The organism is Afipia sp. GW821-FHT04G03 (assembly GCF_059419985.1).
The window spans coordinates 65,848-77,417 of the sequence record NZ_JBWKSV010000003.1 but is presented as its reverse complement, the minus strand read 5'-3'; the positions used below and the strand labels follow the sequence as shown (position 1 = coordinate 77,417).

Genomic DNA, 11,570 nt, shown 5'->3' with positions numbered 1-11,570 from the left:
ATCGCGAGGTTTACGCGTTCGGAGAAACTGCCCGGACGTCGCCCGGCGTCATGCCGTAGGTGCTGCGAAAAACCCGGTAGAATGTCGCAATACTGTCGAAGCCGCACGCATAGGCAATGTCCGCAACCGGCTGTGCCGGCATTGCTTGCAGCAAGCGCCTCGCTTCTGTGAGCCGCATCGCCAGCAAGGTTCGTGAAAAGCTGGTGCCGGTCGGCTCGAACAGAAGGTGCACTTGCCGCGTGGAAATCGCGAATTCGTTCGCGACCGACGCGGGCGACAAATCGAAACGATGCATATCGCGCCGGAACATGTCGCGCACGGCTTGCAGCAGGCCGAAACGGAGCGCGCTCCGGCTTTCCTGCGAGCCCGACGATACGCGCTCGCGCGCGAGCAATGCCAGTTGGGCAAGATGCTCGATGGCGTGATGGCGATCGGTGCCGGGGTCTGTCGCGGCATCCCGGGCAAGGGCATTGAATGCGGCCGAAATGACCCGCTCCAGACGCGGATCGTTGCGCGGAAGCGACGGCGGAAGACCGCGCGCCCGCGACGTCAGTATGGCGCGCCCGGTCAGAGGAATCTTGAGAACGCGGAGATCAAATCCGTGCGGTGTGGTCGGCGTTGTCAGATAGGGCAGATCCGAGTGGCTGATGGCCAGACGGCCGGCTGTCACCATGAACTCGCCGCCGCTTTCGGTGTGGAACCGGCTTGCGCCGCCGATCTGCTGATAGATGCAGAGGCTGTCGCTCGATGCCTGGGAGATGTCGGCCTCGGTGCGCGATACCATGTAGGGCGAGGCGTGCATCTCGCTCAGGGTCGCGCCGCCGACGTTCATGGCCGAAAAGCGGCCCCGGAAATTCAGCCGGTCGTCCCGCTCCAGCGATATCGTCACGCCGAACAGATTGCGGGCGCGCACCTCGCACCAATAGTCGAACCGGTCCTGCGGACGAAGATCGTCGGTGGAAAAGCTGAGCATGACGGCGGGCTGCCGGGTTGGTTGCAATACGCGTTTGTGCTGGTTTGCACGTCCGCACGATGGGCGTGCAGGACACCACAAGAGACTTAGAGCCAGACTTTTGCGACGGCAACACCAATCGCGCGGGGACCGCGACTAGCCTTGCAACATCCACGGCTGAAACCGCGCAATGATGTCGGGCGTCAGCGGCGTCGGCTTGCGTGTGGCCGCATCGACCAGCACCGTGACGGCTTCGGCCGATGCCGTGCAGACATCCCCGGCAAAGACCACCTGAGCGAATCTCGCAGAGGTCCGGCCCAGCTTCGAGACGCCGATGCCGAGCTCGAAGCTGCCGGGCCAGTGCATCTCGGCGCGGAAGTCGATCGCCAGATGCACCAGCATCCAGCTCAGGCCCTTCGGCATCAGGCCGCGGTCGCCGCTGCGCAGCAGGGTGACGCGGCTGGTTTCGAAATAGGTCGCGTACACGGCGTTGTTGACGTGCTTGTTCGGATCGAGGTCGCCGTAGCGGACGTTGTCGGTCAGGCGAAACGGATAGTCAGCCAGGCTGAAGCTGGGATTTTGGCGGATCGGCGCGTTCACGTGTTCGGTCTCCGGTTCAAGGCCTGCATAGCGGGAAATGTTGCTGCCTCACAAGGGACCGGCAGGCGCTGGGACGGCGGGCCCGACCCCCGAATAGCGCTTCCCCCAAACGGCTGTCTTGGCTAGACAAAAGCCGCACTTTTCTGTCCCCGTTCGCTGATCCCCACCCATCAAAGCCGGAACGCGCATGACCGACACGATCAAAACCGACGTCCTGATTATCGGCGCTGGCCCCTGTGGCCTGTTCGCTGTGTTCGAACTGGGCCTGCTCGATATGAAAGTGCATCTGGTCGACATTCTCGACAAGCTGGGCGGCCAATGTGCCGAGCTTTATCCGGAGAAGCCGATCTACGACATTCCGGCGATTCCGATGGTCACGGGGCAGGGCCTCACCGACGCGCTGATGGAGCAGATCAAGCCGTTCAATCCGACCTTCCATCTCAACGAGATGGTCGAGACCATCGAGAAGATCGGCGATCCGCTGTTTCGCGTCACCACTGACGCCGGCCAGGTGTTCGAGACCAAGGTCGTGGTGATCTCGGCGGGCGGCGGATCGTTCCAGCCGAAGCGGCCGCCGGTGCCGGGCATCGAGGCCTACGAAGGCACCTCGGTGTTTTACGCCGTGCGCAAGATGGAGCAGTTCCGCGACAAGAACTTGCTGATCGTCGGCGGTGGCGACTCGGCGCTCGACTGGGTTCTCAACCTGCAACCGCTCGCCCGGCGCGTGACCTTGCTGCATCGTCGCGACGATTTTCGCGCAGCACCTCACAGCGTCGACCAGATGCGCGCGCTTGTTGCATCGGGAAAAATGGATCTGAAGATCGGTCAGGTCACCGGACTCGAAGGCGCGGACGGCAAGCTGTCCGCTGCTCAGGTCAAGGGCAACGATAACGAAATCTCGAAAGTTGAGTGCGATACTATTCTGCCGTTCTTCGGACTGACGATGAAACTCGGTCCGGTGGCGAACTGGGGCGTCAAGCTCGAGAACAATCTGGTGCCGGTCGATACCGAAGCGTTCGAAACCAACGTGCCGGGCATCTTCGCCATCGGCGATATCAACACCTATCCCGGCAAGCTGAAGCTCATTCTCTCGGGCTTCCACGAAGGCGCGCTGATGGCGCAGAAGGCGCATCGCTACGTTTATCCGGAGAAGCGGCTGGTGTTCCAGTACACAACGTCATCGTCGAGCCTGCAGAAGAAGCTCGGGGTGAACTGAGCGGTATAGATTTATCATTCCGGGTTCGCGCGAAGGCGCGCATCCCGGAATGGCGGTTTATTGTTGACCGGGCTGTGTCACCGGCGCGATCGGCTCGCTTGTGACCACCGCTTCCGGGCCGCCGAGGCCGAGCACCGATGCCGCGGCCGGAAGTGCGGCATCCGCCATGGCCGCGTGGCCTTCCGCGGTCGGATGGATCGCGCCGCCATAGACCGCGGACAGCACGCCCCATGTCGCGTCGTGAATGTCGCCGGGCTGGTTGGTCGGCGCTTTTTGCGCCTGCGGATAGGTCATCGCCGTGAAGTAACTGTCATTGGCGTCGCGGATCCAGCGCGCGCGGGGCGCGTAAGCGCGGAAGTCGCTCGCCGCCGCACCGCAGACCAGGGGATTGTTCGGCGCTGTCGTAATATCGGCGACGAAGCTTTCGCCGTTGGCGGCAAAGCATTCGCGGTCGAACGGCGGATCGGTTTCCGCACGCGCGCAGAAGCCGTGATTGGCGAACGCCGCCTGATGCTGATCGACAAACGTCATGCGGTCGCGGTTGCGGTCGCTGCACAACACGCCGCCGGTGCACAGCGCGAGTTTCTTCAGCGCGGGCAGAAACTCGCTCTGCACGAACTCCGTCACGTCGGCGAGCCGCTGCGGATCGGCGTTGAAGGCCGGATGAATGTCGAAGCCCGCGCGTCCGCCGGGGCAGGGCGCGCCGTTCAGCAGCGACGGGTTGGCATAGGAAACGTACACCACGCGCGACAGGTCGCCGCCGACAAGCGGCTTCAGCGCCTGACGCAGCTTGCTGAACCCGCGCGGCAGATCGGTCTGTAAAATGCCTCGCGCCTCGTCGACGGAGGTGAGGACGCCTGAGCGCCGCGACAGCGCGCGCTCGGTCTGCCGTTCGACGATGACGTCCGCGACCAGACCCGAGAAGTCGACATCGTTGGCGCCGATCGACAGCAGCACGAGGTCGAGTTGCCGGCCCGGCTGGCGTTGCGTGGCCGCAGTCAGCGCTTCGCGCAATTCCGAGATCTGCGCGTTGACGGTGCCCTGACAGTTCACGCTGTTGCGGCCGACCACGCATTCGCGGGCGCGCTGCGATCCGAACAGGCCTTCCGCGATGGTGGCGCCGGTGCAGGCCAGCGGCAGATACGTCACCGCGATCTGCGGATTCTGGACCGCCAGCGCGATCGCCATGCGGGTCTGGTAGCTGTAGAGCGAACGGTGACAGGCCGGATTGAACCACTGGGCGCCGGCGCGCTGCCAGTTCTGCAGGCTGGTGCCGTCGGACGTATCGCAGGCGCGCGCGCCCTTGAACCCGGCGCGGCCGGGACGGAAATACATGCCGGCCGGACCGCCGAGATAGGACCGGAAGCAGAAGCCTTCGTCGGACAGCGCCACGGCCTTGTCCGGATTGCCTTCGCCCGATGCGATGGAATCGCCGAGGCCTGCGATGAAGATGTCGCGCACTGCGATTTCGGTGGTGACGCGCTGCACCGCATCGGATCCGCTGGAGACATCGACGGTGACCGGCGTGGCGCGGCCATAGCGCACACGCAGATTGATCGGCTCGGCGCAGTCGAGCGTCGACTGGCGCGGCGGATCGCCGTCGGCGAAGGTCCACGCGCATGTCGCGCCCACCGGCACTTCGCCGGTCAGACGCACGACGACGGGATGATCGACCGGGGTGAGATAGCTTTCCTTGACGTTGTCCCGCGTGCAGGGCTCGCTGACGCGACCCGCCGCATCGATGCAGAGCCGTCCGACCGCATTGCGCGCCCAGCCGCGTCCGTCACTCTGGACCGCCAGCGCCTGCTCGGCTGCAAGAATGCTTTGGCCTCGGAGCGAGGCGGCATGGAGATTGAAATCGCGCTCTTCACGGAAGAGGCGGAAGCGGTTGCGGACTTCCCATGAAATCTGCATCGCCGTTGATTGCACGACCGGCGGCGGCGCGACCGATGGCGGTGCCGCGGATGGCTCGGCGACCGGCGGTGTTTGCGCGGCGACGGGACTTGCCGTCACACCGCAAAGCGCCCCGATCAAGAGGCAAGCTCTGAGCGACAGGCGGATGGCGCGCGACTGGATCATGCTGTTTGATTTGAAGCCGACGGATGAGGCCAAAATGTGGGGTGAGTGGATTACTCGGCCGCCTGCTTTGGCTTCACCTGCTGGGGCTGCGACTTTGCCACGGCGGTTGCGGGCCGGAGTTTCCGGCCTTGCTGCCACGGCTGAATCACGCTGAGCCACAATTCCCGGATGCCCATGATCGTGATCGACATGGCGAAGGGGATCAGGAAGTAGAGGATGCGGAACACCAGCAGGGAGGCCAGCAACTGTTCCTTGCCGAGCATCGGCAGCCCGATCAGCATGGCCGCATCGAACACGCCGAGACTGCCCGGCGCGTGGCTCGCAAATCCGAGCAGCGTTGCGAGAATAAAGACCACCGACAGGGTGACGAAATCGAGGTCGGGACTCGACGGCGCCAGCAGGTACATCGCCAGCGCGCAAAAACCGAGATCGATCACGCCGATCAGGATCTGTAGCGCGGTGAGCGGCGCGGACGGCAGGTAGACCTTCCAGCCGTCCTTGCCGAGCTGGCGGCGGCCATGGCCGGTCGCGATCCATGTGAGATAGGCCGCGATACCCGCAAGTAGTCCTACGCCGATCAGCTGGTTGATGCTTTCCGGCAGCAGATCGATCGAGGACGCTGCGGCGGGATGCCAGATCATTCCGATGCCGAGGACGAACGTGTTGCCGAGCCAGAACGTCAGGCCGGAGATGAAGCAGATTTTCGCGACGTCGATCGCGGATAGCCCCCAGTCGGAATAGATCCGGAAACGGATCGCGCCGCCGGTGAAAACCGTGGCGCCGATGTTGTGGCCGATGGTGTAGCTGGTGAAGCTCGACAGCGCGGCAATGCGGTAGGGCACATGCGTCTTGCCGATGGTTCGCAATGCGAACAGATCGTAGAAGGTCAGCGTGAAGAAGGCGCAAAGCACGCACAGCGCGGCCATCGCGATCTGGCCCTGCGATTTTTCGGCGAGCGCCGACAAAACGATGGCCGTATCCACGCCCTTCAGGGTGCGAAACAGATGCATGACCGCGATAGAGACGATCAGAATGCTCGCCGCGATCCCCAGCCGTTTCCAGCCGATTTTGTCTCTGAAGACACGCCCTAGCGTGCTCAACACCTGTTGCATTCGTCCTCCCGGCAGGGCGCGAAACCTATAAAAGCCGATTGAGGCGACAGTGAGCAAGCGGCTGCGGCGGTAGTCATACGCGAAATCCCGGGCTTGGAAAATAGGCCGTTGTGCAGCGCGAATGTCCGCCATGAAGCGGAAATCGACACCGGCAGGCGTCATCCAGGCTTCATATTGGCCCCGGCGGCGTGCGTCAGTGTCGCCCTCTGATATGGGGTATGAAGCCATCGTTCAAAGGGCAGACGCGTTCCATTCCACTCGTTTCTTTTTCAGGAACATCGTTCAGCCTTCGCCGTTACACCCACGCAAATCAGGCACGGAAGCGCACGATCGGCCGCACGTTTCGCGGTGGGTCATCGCGTTGCCGAAATTCGGCAATAAAAAAAGGATCAAGCGATGGGACTGTTCACAAAAGACATCAAGACCATGGACGATCTGTTCGTTCACCAGCTTCGGGACATCTACTATGCCGAGAAGCAATTGGTGAAAGCGATTCCGAAAATGGCGGAAAAAGCCAATGACAATCAGCTAAAGCAAGGCTTTCTCGGGCATCTCGAACAGACCAAGGACCACGTGACTCGTCTCGAGCAGGTGTTTCAGATGCACGGCGTCGAGCCGAAGGCGGTGACTTGTCCGGCGATCGACGGCATCATCAAGGAAGCCGACGAAGTGATGGGCGAAGTCGAGGACAAGCAGGTGCTCGATGCCGCGCTGATCAACGCGGCGCAAGCCGTGGAGCATTACGAGATCACGCGCTACGGCACGCTGGTGACGTGGGCGAAGCGGCTCGGCCGCAATGATTGCGCCTCCATGCTGCAAAAAACGCTCGATGAGGAAAAGGCGACCGACCAGAAGCTGACGCAATTGGCCGAAGGCGGGATCAACCTGAAGGCCGCAAGTTAGCGCGTGGTTGTCCGTTCGTTCGTCGCGCCTTGAATGAGGCAAAAAGCCGCGCCGGTGCAACGCCGCGCGGCTTTTCTCATGAGGTAGGTACGGCTGCCGTCAGGCACGGCGCAGCGCAAACTTCGCGCCGCAGAATGCCATCAGCGCTCCAAGGCCGAGCGCCGCGAGCCCCGCGAGTACGCCGGACAGGGTCGGAATCGGGCTTGGCGCCGCGGCCGCCTGACCGGCGGCTGCGAGCATGATGACGCCGACCGCGATCAGGAATTGCCGCAGCCGCAGCGGAAGCTGGCCTGAGACCGCGCTGTTCATCAGCGACGCGGTGATGAAGCCCGCCAGGAACGCCACCCCTGCGATCAGCCACCATGCCACCGCCGCCCGCGCGGGGATCAATTCAGGCACGTCCGGTCGCCACAAATCGCCGACATTCAGATTGAAGCGCTGGATGATGATGTGGATGCCGAGCGCAAGCAGCACGCCGAACAGAATCGATCCGGCGAGAATGATCGGTTGCGAGAAATAGGCTGGCTTGGCCATCAGGCTGTTTCGTCCGGGCGCGGCGGGCTGCTATGACTTGTAGAATGGAGGCTGGCTGGCGCGCAAGACAGAACCAGACAGCCCCGGACCGTCGGTGTCGCCCAAGGATCACCAAGGATCGCCATGCTCTCGCAAATGTTCAACGCCGGCCTGCGCTCCAAGGCAACTGGCGGCAAGGCTGCCGGATCGGAAACGGCCAGCGACGGCATGCAATATGTTTTCAAGCCGTCACTCGTGGGTTCCGCCTCGCAGTTCGATCTCACCGGCGATGGATTGTCGTGGCAGTCACGGGGAAAGAAGGGCGTGTGGCCGCTCGACAAGATCGCGGCCATTCGCCTCTCGTACCGTCCGGTGTCGATGCAGTCGCGTCGGTTTCGGGCCGACATCGAGGATACGCGCGGCGAGCGCGTCACATTGTACTCGACCACTTGGCACACAGTTGCACTGATGTCGCCGCAGGATAACGGCTATCGCGCGTTCATCGTGGAATTGCATCGCCGCCTCGCGGAGATCAAAAGCAAGGCCGTGCTGGTCGTCGGCATCAATCCGAACATCTATCTGGCGGGGCTTGTACTGGTGGGATTGGTCGGCGTCGCCATTTTGGGGCTGCTGATCCGCGCACTGTTCACGGGTGAATTCGCCGGCGCGCTTTTTCTGGTCGGCTTCGCGGCGCTGTTCGGCTGGCAGATCGGCGGGTTCATGCGACGTAACAAGCCGCGCGGCTACACGCTGGACGCCCTGCCTGAAGATGTTCTGCCCTGATGGAGGAAGTGATAACGACCAAATCCGCAGCACAGCGAAATGACGCGATGTGCCACGAACCGACATTTGCAGAACTTAGAAACTCCAGCGGAAATTGCCTTTGACGGCATTGTCATGGCTCTGGTCGGCATATTGACCGGTCCAGGACACGCCAAGCGTGGCGTTGGCTGCGACGGCAACATCGACACCAGCTTCCGCCACCAGCGCGTTGCGGGCGATAGGGGAGCCCGCCAAGGTGAAGGCTGCTCCGCCGGATTGGAACGCGAGTGTTGCAACCGGGGTCACGTCGCCGAGCGCATGCCGCCAGCCCAGCATACCGCGCGCCGTCAGCGTGCTCGTCAGCGCCGTCGCGCCGCGCAGCCCCAGCGTGGTGTAGGTGGTGTCGAGCTTTGATGACCCTGCCACCGCCGCTGTGCCGGTTTCGTTGATCCCGCTGTCAACGAGCACATAAGCGATTTTGGCGAACGGCTCGAGCGCAACAACGCCGAACCTCGTGTTGTAGCCGACCTCGCCGAACACCTGGGTCGTCTCCGCCGAATAGCCGCCGTTCTGCGGGCCGCGCAGGCTGACCACGCCGCCCTGCCGCGACGTCGTGATATCGCTCGACGAGAAGCTCGCGCCGCCGCGCAAGCCCCAGGCGCCGAGCTGCCCGCCGGCATAGAGCGCGATATGGTAGTTGTGGCTTGAGCCGGACGCCGCGATATCCGGCGACCTGAAGGTCGACTGGCTGTAGCCGCCGGCCACGCCGACGCGCCACTGGCCATTGAAAGTGACGTCGAGGCCGGACAGCAAACCGCCGAGCGAATGATCCGTTTTCGCCGCGTTGCCGTCACCCTTCAGCGAGGCCCAGCTGCCGAGCGCCTGCGCCCATACGGCATAGACCTGTGCAGGCGTTAGCGCGGCGACCGGCGGCGCCTTGGTGAATGGCGCGTTGCGATCGGCGGCATAGGCGTTGCGGGCGGCGGACGCATCCGGCGCATAGGCCAGCGCGTTGCTCGCCGGCGCCAGCGATGTGCCGTAGGCAAAGTCCTGTCGCAAGCGATCGGTCACCGCGTCGCGCAAATGCTGCGACTGCCCTGACAGCGCGCCGGTTACGTTGGCGTGGAACGACGCGGAGGCAAGACTGCTGAACGCCGCGCGCGCCTGCGCTTCGCTGGCGCCGACGATCTGCTGCCACAGCGGATTGGCTGCGCCCGCCGCATCCAGCACATTGGCGACCATCTTTTCGTTGCGCGTCGTCGCCAGTTCGGCGAATGCGCCTGCGCCGCGCGACGTGGTCAGGTAAGCGTTGAAGCCGTCATTGCTGAGAGCAAAGTTCAGGAACGGGAAGTCGGCAAGTCCCACGCTCGGCGACGTTCCTGTGAGCCCCCCAACGGTGGTGAGGATCGTATAGGTCTTGCCCGGCAGCACCGGCGGAGATGTCGTATCGGTGTCGTGCCCGATGCTGAAAGTCGAACTCAGAATGTTCGCAGTCCCGGAGACCTGAATGAGGTCGCTCTTCGTGCCATTGATCTCGACATGATATTCCGAGCCGGCCCCCATATTGAGGTTGCCGTTGATTACGATGGTGCCGATCGAATTGCCCGGCGACACCTTGCCGCCATTGTTATTGACGTTGCCGAACGTGCCGTTGCCGGACAGCGTGCTGCCGGTATTGACGTCGACCACCGACGAACTTGCGAGCGAGCCATTCACATTCAGATTGCCGGCATCGACGGTGGTTGCCCCGGTATAGGTCTGGGTGCCGCTGATCGACAGCTTGCCTGTGCCGGTCTTGGTCAGAGTGCCGGTACCTGACATGACGCCGGCATAGACGCCATAGCCGGTCTGGTCGAAAATCACCGAGGCATTGTTGGCGATGTTGCCCTGGAGACCTGAGGCGTTGCCTTGCAGGACGCCCGCATTAACGAAAGTGCCGCCGGAATACGCATTGGCGCCAGTGAGGATGGTGGTGCCGGAGCCGTTCTTGACCAGCGACCAGCTGCCGCCGCCGCCCGACACTCCGGTCTGGTCGGCAATCGCGTCGCTGATCACTTGCGTTTGTCCGCCACCTGGGTTGACGGAGAATGAGCCGTTTCCCTGCAGAAAAATGCCATTTCCGAAAGCTTGGCCATTATTAGCGCCCATGCCGCCCTCAACGGAGCTTCCGGAGATGCTGAACGCGCCGGCCAGAACCAGTGTGCCGCCCTCCTGAACGAAGATTGCACCGCCCATACCGGCGCCGCCCCCACCGGAGCCACCGATGTTGTAATCCTCTCGGGAGCCTGCACCGCCGCCGAAGCCACCGGGCGCGGCATTGCCCCGTCCATGCTTCAAAAGTGCGCCAGCGCCACCGCCGCCGCCGCCAAAGCCGCCGCTTCCAGCAGATTCAACGACAGAGCCGCCGCCGCCTCCGCCAAAGCCAGCTGGACTAGCACCCGGATCGCCGGCCCGACCGCCGCCGCCGCCGCCGGCACCCCCAGCACCATTCGACATGCCATGGGCGTTCCCTCCGTCGCCGAACATGCCTCCGCCACCGCCAGCAACTATAGTGACCAGAACACCATCATTTCGCGGACTACCGCCACCGTTGCCGCCGCGCGCGGAGTTACCCTGGAGACTGACGTTGCTCACCGTGACATTGGCACCGCTGGCGACAAACAGCGCTCCCCCCAATCCGGCACCGCCTCCGCCGCCACCACCACTGCCAGAGGCCGTTACCCCATCACCACCCTTGCCGCCCTGGGCAATGACATTGACGATCACGAGGTCGCTGATTGCGACAGTGCCTGACTGAACGAACAGACCGCGATACTGGCTGTTACCGGAAAGCGTAAAGTTGCCGCCATTGAACGTCACGTCGGCCTGCACGAGCGGCAAAGCCCTATCGAGGGTGATATTCCCTGTAAGCTTGATGACGTCGCCGTTCTGGGCGCTGCTGATAGCGTCAGAAAGTTGCTGTGCAGTTCCGACGTTTATGGTTGCGGCATATGCCGGCAAGGCGAGGAAAAGTATCCCCGCAGTCACCAGCGCGGCCAGCGGCTCGCGTGAGCCTAGCGTCGACAAGCAAGTTTCACGCAGCAGAACAGCCGCCAGACGATCGAGCCTCATGCGCGGATTTCGTTACGCACGCGATTGACCACACAACCGGCTCCGACGATTTCCCGCGAGGCTTGAGACGCTACAAAAATAATACAAACCAAACTCCCGCCGCCCAAATAGCGACGTTTGAAAATTCCATGTGCCTTTGCGGCGCCGGTCCGGCTTGGACCAGTTAAGCGGTATTCAGTTGAATGATCTAACGGCGGGGCCAGACAGAGTCTCGGCAATGTCGTTTATCGACTAAGCCGACGCTTCGTATTCGGAAGGACTGCGCCCTAAATATCACAGGAGGCGAGACGATTTGACATTGCCACGCGAGTCATTTTTTCGG

At 63.0% G+C, this 11,570-nt stretch carries 9 protein-coding genes; 3 read left to right on the top strand and 6 right to left on the bottom strand.

The features are described 5' to 3' along the window. Nucleotides 1–10 precede the first annotated feature (10 nt). The gene (locus AC07UB_RS14845) at nt 11–973 is read right to left on the bottom strand and encodes a helix-turn-helix transcriptional regulator (protein WP_494655082.1); all 963 of its coding nucleotides are present in this window, start codon (nt 971–973) and stop codon (nt 11–13) included. 135 nt (nt 974–1,108) lie between these two features. Beyond that, a complete protein-coding gene (locus AC07UB_RS14840) occupies nt 1,109–1,552 on the bottom strand; it encodes an acyl-CoA thioesterase (RefSeq protein WP_492790237.1) in 444 nt (147 codons plus the stop codon). 187 nt (nt 1,553–1,739) lie between these two features. Here AC07UB_RS14840 and AC07UB_RS14835 point away from each other — a divergent pair, with 187 nt between their 5' ends. Then, complete coding sequence (locus AC07UB_RS14835; protein ID WP_494655085.1) at nt 1,740–2,768, top strand: NAD(P)/FAD-dependent oxidoreductase; 1,029 nt, start codon at nt 1,740–1,742, stop codon at nt 2,766–2,768. Nucleotides 2,769–2,825: 57 nt separating this feature from the next. On the opposite strand, the gene AC07UB_RS14830 is transcribed toward AC07UB_RS14835, so the two are convergent. Beyond that, nucleotides 2,826–4,847, bottom strand: a complete 2,022-nt coding sequence (locus AC07UB_RS14830) for an SGNH/GDSL hydrolase family protein (protein WP_494655087.1) — start codon at nt 4,845–4,847, stop codon at nt 2,826–2,828. Nucleotides 4,848–4,897: 50 nt separating this feature from the next. Next, nucleotides 4,898–5,959: a lysylphosphatidylglycerol synthase transmembrane domain-containing protein gene (locus AC07UB_RS14825; RefSeq protein ID WP_494655089.1), complete on the bottom strand. Its 1,062-nt coding sequence runs from the start codon at nt 5,957–5,959 to the stop codon at nt 4,898–4,900. A 396-nt stretch (nt 5,960–6,355) separates the two neighbouring features. Between AC07UB_RS14825 and AC07UB_RS14820 the strand changes: the two genes are divergently transcribed. After that, on the top strand, nt 6,356–6,862 hold the full coding sequence (locus AC07UB_RS14820) for a YciE/YciF ferroxidase family protein (protein WP_494655090.1): 507 nt from the start codon (nt 6,356–6,358) through the stop codon (nt 6,860–6,862). Between the two features lie 99 nt (nt 6,863–6,961). Here AC07UB_RS14820 and AC07UB_RS14815 read toward each other — a convergent pair whose 3' ends face one another. Continuing rightward, a complete protein-coding gene (locus AC07UB_RS14815) occupies nt 6,962–7,396 on the bottom strand; it encodes a hypothetical protein (protein WP_494655092.1) in 435 nt (144 codons plus the stop codon). Between the two features lie 123 nt (nt 7,397–7,519). Here AC07UB_RS14815 and AC07UB_RS14810 point away from each other — a divergent pair, with 123 nt between their 5' ends. Beyond that, a complete protein-coding gene (locus AC07UB_RS14810; protein WP_494655094.1) occupies nt 7,520–8,158 on the top strand; it encodes a hypothetical protein in 639 nt (212 codons plus the stop codon). Between the two features lie 75 nt (nt 8,159–8,233). Here AC07UB_RS14810 and AC07UB_RS14805 read toward each other — a convergent pair whose 3' ends face one another. Next, nucleotides 8,234–11,248 carry an autotransporter family protein gene (locus AC07UB_RS14805; RefSeq protein WP_494655096.1) on the bottom strand — a complete coding sequence of 1,005 codons (3,015 nt, stop codon included), beginning with the start codon at nt 11,246–11,248 and terminating at the stop codon, nt 8,234–8,236. Nucleotides 11,249–11,570 lie beyond the last annotated feature (322 nt).